Here is a 20123-nt window from a genome sequence, read left to right as displayed (position 1 = left end):
GAAGAAATCTACCGGATGGTACGTCTCAGAGTGCGGGGACGTGCTGCCGGCGTTGCCAGCGAGCGAGGGCGGAGGCCAGGGCTGCCGGGGTTTCAAGGCCTTGGCGGCGAGCGCGGCTGAAGAGGATCAGGGCGATCTCGGCGGTCACCAGGGCATCGGCGCTGGCGTTGTGGCGTTGCTGCACTTGCAGGCCGAAGTACTCCACCCACTGGTCCAGGCCGCCGTTGCGGATTCCCGACTCGGGGCAGAGCATGGGCGCCAGTTCGGCAATGTCGAGAAAGCAGTGGCGCAGCCGGTGGTCGAGGTCCTGCTTGAGGGCGCGGCTCAACATGCGCTGATCGAAGGTGGCGTGGAACGCCAGCAGTGGACTGTCACCGAGGAACTCCATGAATCCCAGCAGAGCCTCGGCTGGCTCCACACCGGCTGCCAGTTCGCTCGGCGCGATGCCATGGATCAGCACGCTGGCGTTCAGCTTGCCGGTTTCGCGTTGCAGGGTGCACTCGAACTGATTGCCCAGGTCGATGGCGCCGTCGTCGATGCTCACCGCACCTATGGACAGCACCAGATCCCGGCTCATGTTCAGGCCGCTGGTTTCCAGGTCGAGGACCACGAAGCGCTGCTGGCGCAGGGGACGTGCGTCCAGTGCCTGCGGGTCAGGCAGGCGGTCGCGACGGGCTGCCATGTCCGGGGCCAGTGGCGTGCGGCGGGAGAACCAGGGGAAACCATTCATAGCTGATAGCGTAGCGCCAGGCTGGACTGCAGGCGCTGGGCCTGCCGGAACGACTCGCGCAGGATGCGCCGATCCAGGTGATTGAGGGTATCCGGGTCGAGCCGGTTGGAGTACGGCAACCCTTGCCGCGCCTGGTGCTGGTGCTGCTGCATGCGGGTCTGTTGGATGAAGTGATAGGCCTCTTCATAGGCAGCACCGTCCTGGGCGTCCACTACCTCACGCTCCACCAGCTGACGCAGGCGCTCCAGGGTGCCGCAGGCGCTGATGCCGTGGGCCAGCGCCAGCAGCCGGGCTCCGTCGACGAAGGGAGTCAGTCCCTGCACCTTGAGGTCGAGGGTGTCTTTTTCGGCGCCCTTGCGAGCGACCACGAAATCTCGGAATCGACCCACTGGCGGGCGCTGGCGCAGGGCGTTGTCGGCCAGCATGCGCTGGAACAGGCTGTTGTCGGCCACCAGTACCAGCAGTTCCCGCTGCAATGCCGCGCAACCCTCGGTGGGGCCCCACACCGCGCGCAGGTCGAAGTAGATGGAGGAGCCCAGCAGGTTTTCCGGCGTTGCGTCGCGGACGAAGCTGGCGAAGCGCCGACTCCATTCGCTGCGGGACAGGCAGAGCTGGGGGTTGCCGGCCATGATCCCGCCCTTGCAGAGCTCGAATCCGCATTGTGCGAGGGATTGGTTGATGCGCTCGGCAAGCGGCAACAGGCGGCCGCGAATGGCGGCGGCCTCCACCGCATCGGCAGCTTCGAAGAGGATTCCGTTGTCCTGGTCGGTATGCAGGGTCTGTTCGCAGCGGCCTTCGCTGCCGAAACAGAGCCAGGTGAAGGGGATGCCCGGGTCGCCCATTTCTTCGAGGGCCAGCTCGATGACGCGGCACACGGTGTGGTCGTTGAGCAGGGTGATGATGCGGGTGATCTGCGTCGAACTGGCGCCGTGGGCGAGCATGCTGTCCACCAGGCGCTGGATTTCTCCCCGCAGGGCAGCCAGGGTCTCGACCCGGCCTGCGTGGCGGATAGTGCGCGCCAGGTGCACCAGGTCGACCCGTTGCAGGGAGAACAGGTCCCGCTCGGAAACCACACCCAGCAGGCGCTCGTCGCTGACCACGCAGACATGGGCAATATGCCGCTCGGTCATGGCGAGGGCTGCGTCGAAGGCACTGGCTTCAGGTGGCAGGTGGAAGGGTGCCTGGGTCATGACTTCGGCGATGGGTTGGGCCAGGTCGGCGCTGGCGTCGGCGATCACCCGGCGCAGGTCGCGCAAAGTGAAGATGCCCAGCGGTCGCTGTCTGGCGTCGATGATCACGATGCTGCCCACCTGCTGCTCGTGCATCAGTCGTACCGCGTCGCGCAGCGGCAGTTCTGGCAGGCAGGCGATGGGGTGACGCACCGCCAGCTCACCCAGGCGGGAATCCAGAGAGTACTGGGCACCAAGGGTTTCCGCTGCACGCAGCTGGACCTGCTGGTTGACCTGATCGAGCAGGCTGCTGACACCGCGCAGTGCGAAGTCGCGGAAGGGGTTGGAAAGGGCGAACAGCTTTATGAAGGCGGCCTTGCCCAGCAGCAGGCAGAAGGTGTCTTCGCCGGCCAGGTGCTCCGTTCGGGTGGCGCGCTCGCCGAGCAGGGCTGCCAGTGGGAAGCATTCGCCGCTGGCGATCTCGAAAGTGGTCTCGGTACCGCGTCGCGCCGAATGCGGGCGTTCGCCCACAACACGCCCTTGCTTGACGATATAGAAGTGCTCCACCGGCCCATCCTGGGGCTTGAGGATGGATTCACCCGCCGCATAGAAACGCAGCAGGCAATGCTCGACGAGAAAGGCGAGGTGGGCGCTTTCCATCTGATTGAAGGGCGGGTACTTCTGCAGGAACTCCATGGTGCCATGGACGTTCTGCAGCACCGCTTGTTTGCCGGCCTGGGCGAAGGCGTCTGCCTTGGTCATCTTGTTGCCCGTCGTTCTTGTTAGGAGAGTCATGCTGCGCGTGGCGGCAGGGGACACAAATTGGACGTAAGTCTAAGGGTGTGCAGGCAGATCGTCGGAAATCCCGATAGGCCGCTACCGTTCGGCGGATGCTGCATTCTGCACGGGAACTTGCTTGCATTTTGCGTATCCGACCAGCGTGCCCCGTGCTAAAGCTACTAGTGAGGGGAGTTGGGCCTGCTATGGAAGGCCCCTTCGAGGAACGACCCCATGAGTTACGGTGACCTGCTGAGCGAAGCCGAGCTGCAAGCGCTTGATGAAATCATGCGCGTACCCAGCGCGCCGCCCAGTGTTCTGCTGGTGGATGACGACGAGTCCGGGCGCGATGTCCTGGCCGATACGCTGGTTGCCCAGGGGATTCCGTGCATCACCGCCGAAAGTGGCGAAGAGGCTCTGGCGCTGCTGGTCACCCGTCCCTCCATCGGCCTGATGATCACCGAACTGCACATGCAATGCGGCAGCGGCCTCGAGCTGGTGCGCCAGGTGCGCCAGTCGGCTCGGGCGACCCTCCCGGTCATTATCATTTCCGGCGACGCCGACGTGCAGGACGCCATCGAGGCGATGCACATGAAGGTGGTCGATTTCATGCTCAAACCGGTGGACATGAGCCGTCTCACCAACCTGGTACGCAATGAGCTGGGTACCCCGCCCGAACCCAAGGCTCCGCCACCCGAGGTGCGCCCCAGGCCGGCGAAAGCGAAAGCCAAAGCGAAAGTCATCGCGCTGAAAAGCGCCTGAAAAAAACCGCCAGGGACAGGCGGTTTTTTTATGTCTGTCACCGCGCCTCAGTGGTGAGCGCTGTCCACTGCAATCTCTTCGCCGGATACATCCGGGTGCTCTGCGTGGCGCTCGGCGATGGCGTAGTGGATCAGTGCGCCAAGGCCGGCACCGAAGAACCAGGAGAACTGCGACAGGGACTCGAACGCGGGTAGCAGTGCCAGCACGATGGCGATCAGCGCCGATGGGATGAACGCCGCTACCGCCCGAAGGTTGACGCCGCGACGATAGTGGTAAGCGGCGTCGCGACTTTCACTGTAGAGCTCTGGCAGATTCACCCGACCGCGGCGCACAAGGTAGTAGTCGGTGACGATGATCCCGTACAGCGGGCCGAGCAGGGCGCCGAGGCCGCCGAGGAAATACAGGATCACCGCCGGGCTGTTGTACAGGTGCCAGGGCAGGATGAGCACTGCGATGGTGGCGCTGAGCAGGCCGGCGCGCCGGAAGTTCAGTAATTTCGGCGCCAGGTTGGTGAGCACGTAGGCCGGGGCGACGAAGTTGGCCATGATGTTTACCGCCACGGTGACGATCAGGAAGGCCAGGCAGGCCAGCACCAGGCCTGCGGTGTTGGGGATGCTGGCGACGATCTCGGTCGGGCTCTGCACCAGCTTGCCGTCGATGCTGAACTGCGCACCGGCAAGCACCACTGCAATAAACGCAAAGCCCAGCATGTTCACCGGCAACCCCCAGAAGTTACCCACGCTGATGGTGCGGCGGTCCGGGCAGTTACGAGTGAAATCGCAGAAATTCAGAATCATGGTGCCGTAGAGCGACACCCAGAGTGCGGCTGCGCCCAGCACTTTCAACCACATCGTCGAGCCACTGTAGCCTTCACCGGTGGACCAGGTGATGGAAAAGCCGCTGCGCTGGTACATCCAGAAGGCCAGGGCGGCGAAGGTCACCAGGATCACCGGCCCGGCGAAGGATTCGTAACGGCGCACCATCTCCATGCCATAGGCGAAGATCACCAGCTGCACGGACCAGATGCCGAGGAAGGTGATCCAGCCGAGTGTCGACAGGCCGAGAATCGAATCCTGGTCGAGCTCGCGCAGTCCCGGCGCCACAGCGGCCAGCAGTACGCGCAGTACGACCGAGGCAAGGTAGGTCTGGATGCCGAACCAGGCGATGGCGATGACTGCGCGGATGAGCGCCGGAACCTGTGCGCCGTGGATACCGAAGCTGATCCGGCACATCACGGGGTAGGGGAGGCCGGTTTTCTGGCCCATATAGCCGGAAAGGTTCATCAGTCCATAGATCACCAACGCGCCAAGGGCGAAGGCCGCAAGGATCTGCGCGCCACTCATGCCCAAGGCAAAGAGGCCGATGGCGAAGGAATAGTTGGCGATGTTGTGCACATCGTTGGTCCACAACGCGAACAGGCTGTAGCGCCCCCAAGTGCGATTTGCCGCGCGGGTTGGCGCCAGGTCGGCGCTATACAGGCGCGGGCTCAGGGCGACCGCACCTGGAGCCACTGAATCGGCGGATGGGGCATCGAGCGGGGTAGCAGCGGAGAGTGGGGTGGGCGCCATGGGGCCTCCGTGAACTTGTGTGCACTGTTTTTGTGTTTTTTGTATGCAAGCCAGTTTCGTGCCACCCGGTGGGGGCGATGATTCTGGGGGTGATGCCGCGCCTGATGTGCACCACTTGAGGTCATCTCCAGCCCAGTTATGGCGCGTACTTCATCCGTTCATCGGAGATTTATCTTTGTATTTCATTGACTTGCGAGTCAGATTTGCGTGCGATGGACTGAGGTTGAAAGTGGGGATTTTGTACACAAGTTTTGTATGCAATAGTTACGTCGATGCCCGCGCTACTTTTTCGCGGGCAAGAAAAAACCGCCCCGAAGGGCGGTTTTTTCATGAGCGGACCTTAGATCCCGTTCTTAGCCTTGAACTCACGGCGACGACGGTGCAGGACCGGCTCGGTGTAGCCGTTGGGCTGCTTGGTGCCTTCCACTACCAGTTCCAGCGCGGCCTGGAAGGCCACGTTGTCGGCAAAGTTCGGCGCCATCGGGCGGTACAGCGGGTCGTTGGCGTTCTGGCGGTCGACCACTGCGGCCATGCGCTCCAGGCTCTCGACGATCTGGGCCTGGCTGACGATGCCGTGGCGCAGCCAGTTGGCTAGCAGCTGGCTGGAGATACGCAGGGTGGCGCGGTCTTCCATCAGGCCGACATCGTTGATGTCCGGCACCTTGGAGCAGCCGACGCCCTGGTCGATCCAGCGCACTACATAACCGAGGATGCCCTGGGCGTTGTTGTCCAGTTCGTTCTGGATCTCTTCGGCGCTCCAGTTGGTGTTCGGTGCCAGCGGGATGGTCAGGATGTCATCCACCGAGGCGGCGGCGCGCTTGGCCAGTTCGGCCTGACGGGCGAACACGTCGACCTTGTGGTAGTGCAGCGCGTGCAAGGTGGCGGCGGTCGGCGAAGGTACCCAGGCGGTATTCGCGCCGGCCAGCGGGTGGCCGATCTTCTGCTCGAGCATGGCGGCCATCAGGTCCGGCATGGCCCACATGCCTTTGCCGATCTGCGCCTTGCCTTGCAGGCCGGTGGCGAGGCCGACGTCGACGTTGTTGTTCTCGTAGGAACCGATCCACTTTTCGGCTTTCATGGCGCCCTTGCGCACCATGGCGCCGGCTTCCATGGAGGTGTGGATTTCGTCACCGGTACGGTCGAGGAAGCCGGTGTTGATGAACACCACGCGCTCGGCGGCGGCCTGGATACAGGCCTTCAGGTTGACGGTGGTGCGGCGCTCTTCGTCCATGATGCCGACCTTCAGGGTGTTGCGCGGCAGGCCCAGCACGTCTTCCACGCGGCCGAAGATTTCGGTGGCGAAGGCCACTTCTTCCGGACCGTGCATCTTCGGCTTCACGATGTACATCGAGCCGGTGCGGGTGTTCTTGCGGCTGGTGTTGCCCTTCAGGTTGTGCAGTGCGATCAGGCCGGTGAACAGACCGTCCTGGATGCCTTCCGGTACTTCGTTGCCAGCGGCGTCGAGGATGGCCGGGTTGGTCATCAGGTGACCGACGTTACGCACGAACAGCAGGGAGCGGCCGTGCAGGGTCAGCTCGGTGCCGTCGGCCTTGGTGTAGACGCGGTCCGGGTTCATGGTGCGGGTGAAGGTCTGGCCACCCTTGCTGACGGATTCAGCCAGGTCGCCCTTCATGAGGCCGAGCCAGTTGCGGTAGACCACGACCTTGTCGTCGGCATCGACGGCGGCGACGGAGTCTTCGCAGTCCATGATGGTGGTCAGCGCGGATTCCATCAGCACGTCTTTCACGCCAGCGGCGTCGGTCTGGCCGATGGGGCTGGTCGGATCGATCTGGATTTCGAAGTGCAGGCCGTTGTTCTTCAGCAGCACAGCGGCGGGCTTGGCAGCGTCGCCCTGAAGTGCGATGAACTGGGCGGCACTCTTCAGGCCGACTTCGTTGCCGTTCTTCAGGGTCACGGCCAGTTGGCCGTTCTTCACTGCATAAGCGGTGGCATCGACGTGGGAGGCGCCTTCCAGCGGCGCGGCCTCGTCGAGGAAGGCGCGGGCGAAGGCGATCACCTTGTCACCGCGAACCTTGTTGTAGCCCTTGCCCTTCTCGGCGCCACCTTCTTCGCTGATGGCGTCGGTGCCATAGAGGGCGTCGTAGAGCGAACCCCAACGCGCGTTGGCGGCGTTCAGGGCGAAGCGAGCGTTCATCACCGGTACGACCAGCTGCGGGCCGGCCATGGTGGCGATCTCTTCGTCGACATTCTGGGTAGTGGCCTGGAAGTCTGCCGGTTCCGGCAGCAGGTAGCCGATCTCCTGGAGGAACGCTTTATAGGCCACTGCGTCGTGGGCCTGGCCGGCACGCGCCTGGTGCCAGGCGTCGATCTTGGCCTGCAGTTCATCGCGTTTGGCGAGGAGGGCTTTGTTCTTCGGAGCCAGGTCGTTGATGACGGCTTCCACACCGGCCCAGAACTTCTCGGCGGCAATGCCGGTTCCGGGGATGGCTTCGTTGTTCACGAAGTCAAACAGGACTCTGGCGACCTGAAGGCCACCGACTTGAACGCGCTCAGTCATTGCTTGCCTCACTCTGCTCAATATCCGCTCGGACCGGGGGTTTCCCTTCTTGTAGTCCGAAGCGCGGCATACTACATGAAGCCGTTGTGAAAATCAGTGGGGTCGCGTCGCTATGCGACTAAAAGCTGGTTTACGGTCACAACGGCGGGCAGAATGTTCGCAAAAAACTGGCTCTTTGTTCCAGTTAAATCTGAAAAATGTACACGATTTATTTTTCATTTGAACTGCGACAGGCCGTCGCACGGGATTCCGCGCGGGTTTTTCGGCGCTTTCCTATACTCCAGCGAATTCGTCCAGGAGCCTTTCCATGCCTGTGCATGCCGCCACATTCAGCGATCTTGATGACCTATCCAGCCTTTTTGCCGGCTATCTCGAGTTCTACCAGGTGCCCAGGCCTCAGACGGATATCCGTGCGTTCCTCGAGCAGCGGCTGGATCGCGGTGACTCGACGCTGTTCATCGCCCGCGGTGACGATGGCGTTGCCCTTGGCTTCACCCAGCTCTATCCCTTTCTCTCGTCGCTGGCGCTGGCACCAGCCTGGTTGTTGAGCGATCTTTATGTAGTGCCCGCCGCCCGGTGCCAGGGCGTCGGGGAAGACCTGATGAACGCTGCCCGCGCCCATGCCGAACACACGGGCGCCTGCGGCATCCAGTTGGAAACCGCGAAGACCAACCTTGCCGGCCAGGCGCTTTATGAACGACTCGGCTATGTGCGGGACGAGATTTACTTCACCTACTGGCTGAGCCTGGCCTGACGCCGGGTGCCGGTTCCCTACATATAAGGAGTCGAGCGTGGATCATCTGGTACTTACTGTCATCGCAGCGGACCAGCCCGGGCTGGTGGAACGTGTCGCGCAGTGCATCGCCGCCCATGGTGGCAACTGGTTGGAAAGCCGTATGTCGCGCATGGCCGGGCAGTTCGCCGGGATACTGCGCGTAGCGGTCCCGGCCGAGGGTTACGACGAACTGGTTGAGGGTTTGCAAGGCCTCAGCGCCCACGGCATCCGCGTGATGCTGGCGCAGAGCGGCATCGAGCCCTCCTGCACCTGGAAGCCGATCCTGCTGGATCTGGTGGGCAACGACCGGCCGGGCATCGTCCGTGACATCACCCGCCTGCTGGCGGAACTGGGTGTGAACCTGGAAAGCCTGATCACCGAGGTGATGCCGGCGCCCATGAGCAGCGAACCGTTGTTCCACGCCGAGGCCGTGCTGGCGGTGCCGCTGACTCTGTCCCTGGATGTGTTGCAGGCCAAGCTGGAGACCTTGGCCGATGACCTGATGGTTGAATTGAATCTGCACCAGGAAAAATGAGTGGCGATCGGGTGGAAATCCGAGGTGCGGATTTCCACCTTGGCGATCAGCTGTTGCGCCTCAGGGTCAGCCAGGCGTCAACGCTATAGATGGCCAGGCCTGCCCAGATGAAGCAGAAGGCCAGCAGCTTGCTCGGGTCGAAATGCTCGTCGAACAGGAAGATCGCTTGCAGCATCACCAGGGTCGGCGCCAGGTACTGGAGAAAACCCAGGGTGGTGTAAGGCAGGTGGCGCGCGGCAGCGTTGAAGCACACCAAGGGCACCAGGGTGATGGGGCCCGCCGCGATCAACCAGAGCGCCTCGGGTGTTGACCAGAAGCTCGCCTGGGAGGAGGTCGCGCTCGGAGTCAGCAGCAACCAGCCAACGGCCAGGGGCAGCAGCAGCCAGGTTTCGACGACCAGCCCGGGCAGGGCCGCCACCGGAGCCTGCTTGCGGATCAGTCCGTAGAAACCGAACGTCAGCGCCAGGGTCAGCGACACCCAGGGTAGCGCGCCGACTTGCCAAATCTGTTGCGCGACGCCGATGGCCGCCAGCAGTACGGCGATCCACTGCAGGCGACGCAAGCGCTCGCCGAGAATCAGCATTCCCAGCAGTACGTTGATCAGCGGGTTGATGTAATAGCCCAGGCTGGCTTCCAGCATTCGTCCGTTGTTCACCGCCCATACGTAGACCAGCCAGTTGCCGGCGATCAGCATGCCGCTGGCGGCGAGTACCCCAAAGCGCTTGGGGTTCTCGCGTAGCTCGCGCAACCAGCCCGGGTGCTTCCAGACCAGCAACAAGGCTGCGCCGAACAGGGCCGACCACATCGCGCGGTGAACGATGATCTCCAGCGCCGGAACGCTCTGGATAGCTTTGAAGTAGAGCGGAAAGAGGCCCCAGATGACGTAGGCGGTGAGCCCCAGGATGTACCCGCGACGCGGGTCGGCGGTTGCCATGGAATGTCCTTGCTTAGGCAGCTAACGAGTGGTGCGACATTCTAGTGGGCGACGTCGTGGCTTGTCTGTGTGCTCAGGTTTTTCCGCAAGGCCGTGCAAGCGAAACACGTAAGGCGTTCTTTACGGCAGCTGGCGAGCGCTGCTCCTTGTAGCGGCGAATGAATTTGCCCCTACAAGGAGGTGGCAGGTTCAGAACAGCTTCAGCGGTTCTTCGTCCAACGCCGAAATTTGCTCGCGCAGGGTGAGGATCTGGTCGCCCCAGTAGCGTTCGCTGCCGAACCAGGAGAAGTGCATGGGGAAGGCCGGGTCGTCCCAGCGGCGGGCGATCCAGGCGCTGTGGTGCATCAGGCGCAGGGCGCGCAGGCCTTCGATCAGCGGCAGTTCGCGGCGGTCGAAGTCGTGGAACTCCTGGTAGCCGTCCATCAACTCGGAGAGCTGGCCGAGGCGTTCCTGGCGATCCCCCGCCAGCATCATCCAGAGATCCTGCACCGCCGGCCCCATGCGGCAATCGTCGAGGTCCACCACATGAAAGACCTCGTCACGGCACAGCAGGTTGCCGGGGTGGCAATCACCGTGCATGCGAATCGGTTGGTAGCGCACTTCGGCGAACAACTTGTCGAGGCGCTTAAGCAGATCACGGGCGACCGACTCGTAGGCTGGCAGCAGGCTGCGGGGAATGAAACCGCCTTCCAGCAGGGTCGCCAGGGACTGGTGGCCGAAGTTTTCCACCGCCAGGGTTTCGCGGTGCTCGAAGGGGCGGGTGCTGCCGACGGCGTGCAGGCGACCGAGCAACTGGCCGAGGCGGTAGAGTTGGTCGAGGTTACCCGGCTCCGGTGCGCGGCCGCCGCGACGAGGGAACAGGGCGAAGCGGAAACCGGCGTGCTCGAACAGGCTCTTTCCGTCGCGTTGCAGCGGCGCTACTACCGGCACTTCGCATTCGGCCAGTTCGGCGCTGAACCCGTGCTCTTCGAGAATCGCTTCGTCGCTCCAGCGCTGCGGTCGGTAGAACTTGGCAATCAGTGGCTCAGCGTCCTCGATGCCTACCTGGTAAACGCGGTTCTCGTAGCTGTTCAGCGCGAGGATGCGCATATCGCTGAGAAAACCGAGGCTTTCCACAGCGTCCAGTACCAGGTCGGGTGTGAGGTCATCGAAGGGGTGGGACATGGGCAACTCCGGCAGTCAGGCGCCCAGTCTATCCCCAATGGTCGCGCAGCGTACGGTTGACGGGCCTCAGAGCGCGGTGCCGAGCAGCACCTGAGCGGGCGCGAACTGCGCGCGCACGCTGTCGCCGGCCTTGAGGCCGAGTTGCGCCAGACGCTCGGGCTCGACCAGGGCACAGAGCGTTTGGCCGCTGGCCAGGGCGATGCGCACTTCGCTGGGGCTGTCGGCCGCGTCGAGGATTTCCTCGATCCGGCCCTGTAACTGGTTCAGCGCGTCATCTGCCGGTTCTGATATGGCCTGCAGTCGCAGCCATCCCGCCTTGATCAGCGCCACCACGCTGCGGCCTGGCGCCAGTTCCAGCTTTTCGGTGCTGTCGTGGGTGATCTGCGCCAAGAGGCAGGGACCGCCGGCCAGTTCGATGCTCACGAGATCGTTGCGCCCCCTGGATTCGATGCCGAGCACTCGGCCGCTCAGTTGGTTGCGTGCGCTGGTGCGCAGCATCAGACGACCCAGCAGCTCCAGGTCTTGTTCGCTTTCGGCACTTTCCAGCAGGCGCGCCTGCAGGCTTTCCAGGCGCTTGTAGAGGGCCAGCAGGCGTTCACCCTCGGCGGACAGTCGCGCACCGCCACCGCCCTTGCCACCCACGGAGCGTTCCACCAGAGGCTTTTCGGCGAGGTTGTTCAGTTCGTCGATGGCATCCCAGGCCGCCTTGTAGCTCAGGCCTGCGGCTTTGGCGGCGCGGGTGATGGAGCCTTGTACGGCGATCTGCTCCAGCAGCGCCAGGCGCTGCGGGCGACGAGTGAGTTGCTGGGTGAGGGCGCTGGTCAGGCTCATGAACGGACGGTTTCGTCGGGGGATCTGGCGCGCAGGCTGCTCCCGCCTGTTCGCTGCGTCAAGCCTTCAGGGGTCTCCCGGCCGGGGCGTGCGTGCCAGGCAATAGACGTCCACCCGAGTCGCGCCAGCGCGCGTCAACAGGCGAGCGAGGACATGTGCGGTGGTGCCAGTAGTCAGTACGTCGTCCACCAGGGCCAGGTGCAGGCCTTTCACCTCCACCCGCGAGGGCAACGCGAAGGCACGGCGCAGGTTGCGGCGCCGGGCGGCAGCATCCAGGCCCTGCTGGGGCGGGCCGTCCTCGATGCGATGCAGCCAGTCGTCCTGCACGGGGAGGCACAGCTCGTTGCCCAGCCAGCGCGCCAACATCTGTGCCTGGTTGAAGCCACGCTGGCGCAGGCGTGGTGCGCTCAGGGGAACCGGTAGCAGGGCGTCGGGACGGGGCAGCCCTTCATGGAAAGCGTGCTCCAGGTGGCGGACGAGCAATTCCCCCAGCAAGCGGCCCAGGGGCCAGCGGCCCTGGTGCTTGAAACCGGTGATCAGGCTGTCCACCGGGAAGCCGTAGCGCCAAGGCGCCTCGACCCGCGTGAAGGGCGGTGGCCGTTTCAGGCACTCACCGCAGGGCAGGCCCTGGGTGGGCAAGGGCAGGGCGCAGACGATGCAGTGTCCGTTGAGCCAGGGCAGTTCGGCCTCGCAGCCTGCGCAGATAGCCAGGTCGCTGCCCGGCGCGCGACAAAGCTGGCAGGTGGGTGTGTGGCGAAGCCAGGCCGGCCGTAACCGGGCGAGCAAGGAAAGCATGGTCCCCTCCCTGGGACAGGATTCAGGCGATCAGCCAGCTCATCACCAACAGACCGAGAAAGGTCAGGACCAGGCCGCCGATGATGGACTTGCGGATGAAGGCGCGGACACCACTGTAGAGCAGCAGTAGCCCGACGAGCAGCAGGATCAGGCTGAAAAAGGACACGTCCATGCCGATGGCCCGTGCCAGGCCGTTGAGAAAATCGTCTATGGCCTGACCAATACCGCCAAGCACGCCAGAGAGCAGGTCGACTATGAAGCGGATGGCGGTGCCGATGATCCGGCCGAGCCACTCGAAAAATCCTTCCGTACGCATTGCAGTGTGTTGCTCCTTCAGCGGCTGGCTGCCTGGAATTTGAGCCTGACCGGGAAATCTGGTTCAGTGGAATATGTGATTAAAAAACGATCAGATGTTGACCTGTGCCGCAAGACTGGTTGACAGCGTCACAGCTCAACTTATGATGCCCTAAGCCTGAATTCCCGGAGTCCGACTCCGGGTATCCCTGACAAGAGGCGCCCCTGCAAGCGTCGAAGGAAACCTCCATGAGTGCAACCGCATCCATCGCTACCCGCCACGACTGGTCCCTCGCCGAGGTGAAGGCGCTCTTCGAGCAGCCGTTCAACGACCTGCTGTTCCAAGCGCAGACCGTTCACCGCGCGAACTTCGACCCGAATCGGGTACAGGTTTCCACCCTGCTGTCGATCAAGACCGGCGCCTGCCCGGAAGACTGCAAGTATTGCCCTCAGTCCGGCCACTACAACACTGGCCTGGACAAGGAAAAGCTGATGGAAGTGCAGAAGGTCCTCGAGGCCGCTGCCGAGGCCAAGGCCATCGGCTCTACCCGTTTCTGCATGGGCGCCGCCTGGAAACATCCGTCGGCGAAAGACATGCCCTATGTCCTGGAAATGGTCAAAGGCGTGAAGAAGCTCGGCCTGGAAACCTGCATGACCCTGGGGCGACTGAACCAGGAACAGACCCAGGCGCTGGCCGAGGCCGGCCTCGACTATTACAACCACAACCTGGATACCTCGCCGGAGTTCTACGGCAACATCATCACCACCCGCACCTACAGTGAGCGCCTGCAGACCCTGGCCTATGTGCGTGAGGCGGGGATGAAGATCTGCTCCGGTGGCATCCTCGGCATGGGCGAGTCGGTAGACGACCGCGCCGGCCTGCTGATCCAGCTGGCCAACCTGCCCGAGCACCCGGAGTCGGTGCCGATCAACATGCTGGTGAAAGTGAAGGGCACCCCGCTGGCGGAAGAAAAGGACGTCGATCCGTTCGACTTCATCCGCACCCTGGCGGTCGCCCGGATCATGATGCCGAAGTCCCACGTACGCCTGTCCGCCGGTCGCGAACAGATGAACGAGCAGATGCAGGCCCTGGCCTTCATGGCTGGCGCCAACTCGATCTTCTACGGCGAGAAGTTGCTGACCACCAAGAACCCCCAAGCGGACAAGGACATGCAGCTGTTCGCGCGCCTTGGCATCAAGCCGGAAGAGCGCGAGGAACACGCCGACGAGGTGCATCAGGCCGCCATCGAGCAGGCCCTGGTCGAACAGCGCGATTCGCAGATGTTCTACAACGCTGCTTCTGCCTGATTCCGCGTTATCGAACCCTGTAGGAGCGAGCTTGCTCGCGAAGGGCGGCTCCTGCAGGTTCGCCAGCACGCTGGCGCCTACGAAAAACCGAACCGCCCATGCCTTTTGATCTCGCCTCGCGCCTAGCCGCCCGCCATGCGGACAACCTCTATCGCCAGCGCCCCTTGCTGGAAAGCCCTCAGGGGCCGGATGTCGTGGTGGACGGCCGCCCCATGCTGGCCTTCTGTTCCAACGACTACCTTGGCCTGGCTGCCCATCCCGAGGTGAAGGCTGCCCTGCAGTCCGGCGTGGATCGCTGGGGGGCCGGTGGTGGTGCTTCGCATCTGGTGATCGGCCACAGCGGACCGCATCACGATCTTGAACTGGCCCTGGCCGAGTTCACCGGCAGGCCCCGCGCACTGCTGTTCTCCACGGGCTACATGGCCAACCTGGGCGCGGTGACCGCGCTGTTGGGCAAGGGCGATACCGTGCTGGAGGACCGCCTCAATCACGCTTCCCTACTGGACGCCGGACTCCTCTCCGGGGCGCGCTTCTCGCGCTACCTGCACAACGATGCGGACAGTCTGTCCAGTCGTCTTGAAAAGGCCGAGGGCAACACCCTGGTAGTGACTGATGGCGTGTTCAGCATGGACGGCGATCTCGCTGATCTGCCCGCTATCTGCTCGGCCGCGAAAGCTCGTGGCGCCTGGGTGATGGTGGACGATGCCCATGGCTTTGGGCCGCTGGGGGCTAACGGTGGCGGTATCGTCGAACATTTTGGCTTGGGCCTCGAGGATGTACCGGTGCTGGTCGGTACCCTGGGCAAGGCTTTCGGTACCGCTGGTGCCTTCGTCGCCGGCAGCGAGGAACTGATCGAAACACTGATCCAGTTCGCCCGCCCTTACATCTACACCACCAGCCAACCCCCGGCGGTGGCCTGCGCCACCTTGAAGAGCCTGGAGCTGCTGCAGCGTGAAAGCTGGCGCCGCGAGCACTTGAACGCACTGATCCAGCGCTTCCGTAAAGGCGCAGCCGAGATCGGCCTGACCCTGATGGACAGCCCGACGCCGATCCAGCCGATCCTGGTCGGTGACAGCGCACGTGCATTGAAGCTCTCCGCCATGCTGCGCGAGCGCGGCATCCTGGTCGGAGCCATCCGTCCGCCCACAGTACCGGCTGGCAGCGCGCGACTGCGTGTCACTTTCTCCGCCGCCCACAGTGAAGAGCAGCTTGAATCCTTGCTGAGTGCCCTGGCCGAATGCTGGGAGAAACTGGCGAAGGAGGATGCCCCCGATGCGTGAGCGCCTGATTCTGTTGCCGGGCTGGGCTATTGGCCCCGCCGCCCTCGAACCTTTGCGCGAAGCTCTGCTGGAGTGCGCGCCGCATCTGGTGGTTGAAATCGAACCGCTGCCAGCGCTGGAGCAGGCCGGCGCCTGGCTCGATGAGCTGGATGCGCGCCTGGCAGCGGACAGCTGGCTGGCCGGCTGGTCGCTTGGCGGCATGCTCGCCGCACAACTGGCCGCGCGCCGGGGTGCTGCTTGCCGTGGCCTGATCGGCCTGTGCAGCAACATGAGTTTCCGTGACCGCGACGATTGGCCCAGCGCCATGTCTCAGGAAGTCTTCGCGACCTTCCACGAGGCTTGCCGTCTCGACCCCGCGCAGACCCTCAAACGCTTCACCATGCTGGTGGCCCAGGGCGCGCGAGACGCCCGAACGCTGGCGCGGCAGCTGCAGGTCACCCAGCTACCCACTGAACCCAAGGTGCTGGACGCGGGCCTGCGTCTGTTGGATGTACTGGATATCCGCGCGGCTATCCAGGGTTATGGCGGTCCACAACTTCACCTGTTCGCCGGGCGAGATGCGCTGGTGCCGGCCACTGCTGCCGACGCGCTGCTGGAGTGGCTACCGGATGTGGAAGTGCAGGTATTCGCCGACGCCAGTCACGGTCTGCCGCTGGAGCGACCGGAGGAGGTGGCCGCGGCGATCCTCGGCTTCATGCGTGAGGGCGATGATGTCTGACGCCCGAAACGCCCCTGCCGATGGCCATCTGCCCGACAAGCGCCAGGTAGCGGCTTCCTTTTCCCGCGCGGCGGATAGCTATGACAGCGTCGCTGCCTTGCAGCGGGCGGTTGGCAACGAACTGCTGCGCCGGCTGCCGGAAGGCTTCACGCCGGACAACTGGGTGGACATGGGTTGCGGTACCGGCTTCTTTTCCCGCGCGCTGGCCGAGCGTTTCCCGCATAGCGACGGCCTGGCGCTGGACATCGCCGAGGGCATGTTGCGACACGCTCGCCCGCAGGGCGGCGCCAAGCGATTCATCGCCGGTGATGCCGAGCATCTGCCGCTGGCCGGTGGCACCCAGCAACTGATTTTCTCCAGTTTGGCCGTGCAATGGTGCGCCGACTTCGCCGCCGTGCTCGCCGAGGCTCGCCGTGTGTTGCAGCCGGGAGGCGTATTCGCCTTCAGCAGCCTGTGCGTGGGCACCCTGCAGGAGTTGCGTGACAGCTGGCAGGCAGTGGACGGCTTTGTCCACGTCAACCGTTTTCGCCGCCTGGAGGATTACCAGGACCTCTGCGCCGCCAGTGCCCTGCTCCCCCTGGACCTGAGCAGCGAGCCGCAGGTACTGCACTACGCCGATCTGCGTACCCTGACCCACGAACTCAAGGCCCTCGGTGCCCATAACCTCAATCCGGGCCGTCCTGGCGGGCTCACCGGGCGGGCGCGCATCCACGCGTTGGTGGAAGCCTACGAGCGTTTCCGTCAGCCCCAGGGCCTGCCGGCCACCTATCAGGTGGTCTATGGCGTACTGAAAAAGGAAAACTGACATGGCAGTGGCCTACTTCGTCACCGGTACCGATACCGAGATCGGCAAGACCACCATTGCCGCGGGCCTGCTCCATCGCGCCCGGTCACAGGGACTCTCCACCGCTGCGGCGAAACCGGTGGCGTCCGGCTGCGATGAAACCGTCGATGGCCTGCGTAACAGTGACGCCCTTGCTCTACTGGGTGAGTGCTCGCTGCCCCTGTCTTACGACGAGGTCAATCCACTGGCTTTCGCTCCGGCCATTGCGCCACACCTTGCCGCCAGGGAAGCGGGGGTACGGCTGGATGTGGACGCGCTAGCCGCTCCTGTGCGACGGGTGTTGGCCAAAGGGGCGGACTTCAGCCTGGTTGAAGGCGCCGGCGGCTGGCGCGTGCCCCTGGCGGGGCAGGCCAATCTGTCCGACCTGCCTGCCGCCCTCGGCCTGCCAGTGATCCTGGTGGTGGGTGTACGCCTCGGTTGCATCAATCACGCGGTGCTCACCGCTGAGGCCATTGCGCGTGACGGCCTGACCCTGGCCGGTTGGGTGGCCAATGTGGTCGACCCGCAGACCTCACGTTTGGAGGAGAACCTTGCGACCCTGGCCGAGCGCCTTCCTGCGCCCTGCCTTGGGCGTGTGCCGCGCCTGGATCAGGCGACTCCGGCTGCTGTGGCACGCCATCTCGACCTGGCGCCGCTGGGCGAATTCTTCCGGCGCTGATTGCGAAAGGCGATACCGGCTGCTTCAATTGCCGGCATCGTCCATCGAGCTTGGTATCCGACATGGAAATCCAGGGAAGCGGCTTCAGCGCAGGACTAGGCGCCATCCAGTCCGGCCAGCGCATGATCCAGCAGGCAGCCGGTGAAATAGCCAGCAACACAGTCAGCGGCGAAGGTGCTCAACAGCCCGCCGACCTCACCAGCATCCTGCTCGCCCTGGAGGCCGGCAAGGTCCAGGCCGAGGCCGGCAGCATGGTTGCCAAGGCCACCGACCAGATGATCGGTAGTCTCATCGATACCTTCGCCTGATCCTTCAAGGGCCGCTTCAAGCGGCCCTTTCGCATTCTTCCTTCCAGTTACTTCCCTTGGCGCTGCTGCGCTGTTTCTTGATCTTTACTGTCTCCAGGCAGGGTCCTCTTTTGCCTGTCAGGGACGTGACCGGCTGGTCGGGCAGAGCGCTTGACAGGGGGTTGGCGTAAACGTATGTTTCAAACGCCTGTTTGATTGCTCCGGCAATCACCACCAGATGCCGCAAGCGACCGGCGCTCCGGTCAGCTGAACTAGGAACCCACCGCAGAGGTTTACCGCTATGCCTGATTACAAGGCCCCCTTGCGTGATATCCGCTTCGTTCGTGACGAGCTGCTCGGCTACGAAGCGCACTATCAGAGCCTGCCTGGCTGCCAGGACGCTACCCCGGACATGGTCGACGCCATCCTCGAAGAGGGTGCCAAGTTCTGTGAGCAGGTGATCGCTCCGCTGAACCGTGTGGGTGACACCGAAGGCTGCACCTGGAGCGAGTCCGGCGTTAAGACTCCGACCGGCTTCAAGGAAGCCTACAAGCAGTTCGTAGAAGGCGGCTGGCCGAGCCTGGCCCATGACGTTGACCACGGCGGCCAGGGCCTGCCGGAGTCCCTCGGCCTGGCCATCAGCGAGATGGTCGGCTCCGCCAACTGGTCCTGGGGCATGTACCCCGGTCTTTCCCATGGCGCGATGAACACCCTGTCCGCCCACGGCACCGATGACCAGAAGCACACCTACCTGACCAAGCTGGTATCCGGCGAGTGGACCGGCACCATGTGCCTGACCGAGCCGCACTGCGGTACCGACCTGGGCATGCTGCGCACCAAGGCCGAGCCCCAGGCCGATGGTTCCTACAAAGTCTCCGGCACCAAGATCTTCATCTCCGCCGGTGAACACGACATGGCCGACAACATCGTCCATATCGTCCTGGCTCGCCTGCCCGATGCGCCGGCCGGCACCAAGGGTATCTCCCTGTTCATCGTTCCGAAGTTCCTGCCGAACGCCGAAGGCGGCGTGGGCGAGCGCAACGCCGTTTCCTGCGGTTCCATCGAACACAAGATGGGTATCCACGGTAACGCCACCTGCGTGATGAACTTCGACGGCGCTACCGGCTACCTGATCGGCCCGGCTAACAAAGGCCTGAACTGCATGTTCACCTTCATGAACACCGCTCGCCTGGGTACCGCGCTGCAAGGCCTGGCCCACGCCGAGGTCGGTTTCCAGGGTGGCATCAAGTACGCTCGCGATCGTTTGCAGATGCGCTCCCTGACTGGCCCGAAAGCTCCGGAAAAGGCCGCCGACCCGATCATCGTCCACCCGGACGTGCGTCGTATGCTGCTGACCATGAAGGCCTTCGCTGAAGGCAACCGCGCCATGGTCTACTTCACCGCCAAGCAAGTGGACATCGTCAAGTACAGCCAGGACGAAGAGCAGAAGAAAGCTGCTGACTCCCTGCTGGCCTTCCTGACTCCCATCGCCAAGGCCTTCATGACCGAAGTGGGCTTCGAGTCCGCATCCCACGGCATGCAGATCTACGGTGGCCACGGCTTCATCAGCGAGTGGGGCATGGAGCAGAACCTGCGTGACTGCCGCATCTCCATGATGTACGAAGGCACCACCGGCGTTCAGGCCCTCGACCTGCTGGGCCGCAAGATCCTGATGACCCAGGGCGAAGCGCTCAAGGGCTTCACCAAGATCGTGCACAAGTTCTGCCAGGCCAACGAGGCCAACGAAGCCATCAAGGAATTCGTCGAGCCGCTGGCCAAGCTGAACAAGGAGTGGGGCGACCTGACCATGAAGGTCGGCATGGCCGCCATGAAGGATCGCGAGGAAGTGGGTGCCGCTTCGGTGGATTACCTGATGTACTCCGGTTACGCCTGCCTGGCCTACTTCTGGGCCGACATGGCTCGCCTGTCTGCCGAGAAACTGGCTGCCGGCGAGGGCGATGCCGCCTTCTACAAGGCCAAGCTGCAGACCGCGCGTTTCTACTTCAAGCGCATCCTGCCGCGTACCCGCACCCATGCTGAAACCATGCTGTCCGGTGCCAACAACCTGATGGAACTGGCCGAAGAAGATTTCGACCTGGGCTACTAAGGTTCTGCGCCACACGAAAGGCCCGCCACCTGGCGGGCTTTTTCGTTTGTGACGCGCGATCGCGATGCC

At 63.7% G+C, this 20123-nt stretch carries 18 protein-coding genes and 1 pseudogene; 10 read left to right on the top strand and 9 right to left on the bottom strand.

Annotated features, from left to right (window positions below; genetic code table 11):
• Positions 1-25 precede the first annotated feature (25 nt).
• Positions 26-730 (bottom strand): PolC-type DNA polymerase III, encoded by a 705-nt coding sequence (locus tag D6Z43_RS17860; RefSeq protein ID WP_120653427.1) that lies wholly within the window; start codon positions 728-730, stop codon positions 26-28.
• Positions 727-2661: a putative nucleotidyltransferase substrate binding domain-containing protein gene (locus D6Z43_RS17855; protein ID WP_120653426.1), complete on the bottom strand. Its 1935-nt coding sequence runs from the start codon at positions 2659-2661 to the stop codon at positions 727-729. The genes D6Z43_RS17860 and D6Z43_RS17855 overlap by 4 nt, the downstream gene beginning before the upstream one ends.
• A 249-nt stretch (positions 2662-2910) precedes the next feature.
• Here D6Z43_RS17855 and D6Z43_RS17850 point away from each other — a divergent pair.
• A pseudogene (locus tag D6Z43_RS17850) lies at positions 2911-3342 on the top strand (response regulator); the annotation flags it as partial.
• Positions 3343-3485: 143 nt separating this feature from the next.
• On the opposite strand, the gene D6Z43_RS17845 reads toward D6Z43_RS17850, so the two are convergent.
• Together D6Z43_RS17845 and D6Z43_RS17840 are read right to left on the bottom strand one after the other, a co-directional pair.
• The gene (locus tag D6Z43_RS17845) at positions 3486-5006 is read right to left on the bottom strand and encodes an NCS1 family nucleobase:cation symporter-1 (protein ID WP_120653424.1); all 1521 of its coding nucleotides are present in this window, start codon (positions 5004-5006) and stop codon (positions 3486-3488) included.
• 340 nt (positions 5007-5346) lie between these two features.
• Entirely contained in the window at positions 5347-7524 is a 2178-nt protein-coding gene (locus D6Z43_RS17840) for a malate synthase G (RefSeq protein ID WP_120653423.1), read from the bottom strand.
• 307 nt (positions 7525-7831) lie between these two features.
• Between D6Z43_RS17840 and D6Z43_RS17835 the strand changes: the two genes are divergently transcribed.
• On the top strand, positions 7832-8278 hold the full coding sequence (locus D6Z43_RS17835; protein WP_120653422.1) for a GNAT family N-acetyltransferase: 447 nt from the start codon (positions 7832-7834) through the stop codon (positions 8276-8278).
• A gap of 37 nt (positions 8279-8315) precedes the next feature.
• Positions 8316-8834 (top strand): glycine cleavage system protein R, encoded by a 519-nt coding sequence (locus D6Z43_RS17830; RefSeq protein WP_120653421.1) that lies wholly within the window; start codon positions 8316-8318, stop codon positions 8832-8834.
• A 46-nt stretch (positions 8835-8880) separates the two neighbouring features.
• Here the strand turns inward: D6Z43_RS17830 and rarD are convergent, their stop codons facing one another.
• The 5 genes from rarD to D6Z43_RS17805 all read right to left on the bottom strand — a co-directional run bounded on the left by rarD (position 8881) and on the right by D6Z43_RS17805 (position 12874).
• Positions 8881-9768: an EamA family transporter RarD gene (gene rarD / locus D6Z43_RS17825; RefSeq protein ID WP_120653420.1), complete on the bottom strand. Its 888-nt coding sequence runs from the start codon at positions 9766-9768 to the stop codon at positions 8881-8883.
• A 189-nt stretch (positions 9769-9957) separates the two neighbouring features.
• Positions 9958-10932: a serine/threonine protein kinase gene (locus D6Z43_RS17820; protein ID WP_120653419.1), complete on the bottom strand. Its 975-nt coding sequence runs from the start codon at positions 10930-10932 to the stop codon at positions 9958-9960.
• A 66-nt stretch (positions 10933-10998) separates the two neighbouring features.
• Positions 10999-11763: a TOBE domain-containing protein gene (locus D6Z43_RS17815; protein ID WP_120653418.1), complete on the bottom strand. Its 765-nt coding sequence runs from the start codon at positions 11761-11763 to the stop codon at positions 10999-11001.
• A 66-nt stretch (positions 11764-11829) separates the two neighbouring features.
• Complete coding sequence (locus D6Z43_RS17810) at positions 11830-12558, bottom strand: ComF family protein (RefSeq protein ID WP_120653417.1); 729 nt, start codon at positions 12556-12558, stop codon at positions 11830-11832.
• Positions 12559-12580: 22 nt separating this feature from the next.
• On the bottom strand, positions 12581-12874 hold the full coding sequence (locus tag D6Z43_RS17805) for a hypothetical protein (RefSeq protein WP_028631148.1): 294 nt from the start codon (positions 12872-12874) through the stop codon (positions 12581-12583).
• A 227-nt stretch (positions 12875-13101) separates the two neighbouring features.
• On the opposite strand from D6Z43_RS17805, the gene bioB reads away from it, so the two are divergent.
• From bioB to D6Z43_RS17770, 7 genes are all read left to right on the top strand, one after another.
• Positions 13102-14160 carry a biotin synthase BioB gene (bioB, locus tag D6Z43_RS17800; protein WP_120653416.1) on the top strand — a complete coding sequence of 353 codons (1059 nt, stop codon included), beginning with the start codon at positions 13102-13104 and terminating at the stop codon, positions 14158-14160.
• Positions 14161-14258: 98 nt separating this feature from the next.
• Positions 14259-15440, top strand: a complete 1182-nt coding sequence (bioF, locus tag D6Z43_RS17795; protein WP_120653415.1) for an 8-amino-7-oxononanoate synthase — start codon at positions 14259-14261, stop codon at positions 15438-15440.
• Positions 15433-16158 (top strand): alpha/beta fold hydrolase, encoded by a 726-nt coding sequence (locus tag D6Z43_RS17790; RefSeq protein ID WP_120653414.1) that lies wholly within the window; start codon positions 15433-15435, stop codon positions 16156-16158. The genes bioF and D6Z43_RS17790 overlap by 8 nt, the downstream gene beginning before the upstream one ends.
• Positions 16151-16963, top strand: a complete 813-nt coding sequence (gene bioC, locus D6Z43_RS17785; RefSeq protein ID WP_120653413.1) for a malonyl-ACP O-methyltransferase BioC — start codon at positions 16151-16153, stop codon at positions 16961-16963. The genes D6Z43_RS17790 and bioC overlap by 8 nt, the downstream gene beginning before the upstream one ends.
• A gap of 1 nt (position 16964) precedes the next feature.
• Positions 16965-17660 carry a dethiobiotin synthase gene (gene bioD, locus D6Z43_RS17780; protein WP_120653412.1) on the top strand — a complete coding sequence of 232 codons (696 nt, stop codon included), beginning with the start codon at positions 16965-16967 and terminating at the stop codon, positions 17658-17660.
• Positions 17661-17722: 62 nt separating this feature from the next.
• Positions 17723-17968 carry a hypothetical protein gene (locus D6Z43_RS17775; RefSeq protein ID WP_120653411.1) on the top strand — a complete coding sequence of 82 codons (246 nt, stop codon included), beginning with the start codon at positions 17723-17725 and terminating at the stop codon, positions 17966-17968.
• A 280-nt stretch (positions 17969-18248) separates the two neighbouring features.
• Positions 18249-20054 carry a phenylacyl-CoA dehydrogenase gene (locus D6Z43_RS17770; RefSeq protein WP_120653410.1) on the top strand — a complete coding sequence of 602 codons (1806 nt, stop codon included), beginning with the start codon at positions 18249-18251 and terminating at the stop codon, positions 20052-20054.
• Positions 20055-20123 lie beyond the last annotated feature (69 nt).

The organism is Pseudomonas sp. DY-1, from assembly GCF_003626975.1.
Classification (GTDB): domain Bacteria; phylum Pseudomonadota; class Gammaproteobacteria; order Pseudomonadales; family Pseudomonadaceae; genus Metapseudomonas.
The sequence above is the reverse complement of the archived record's forward strand: the minus strand, read 5'-3'. Positions and strand labels throughout refer to the sequence as shown.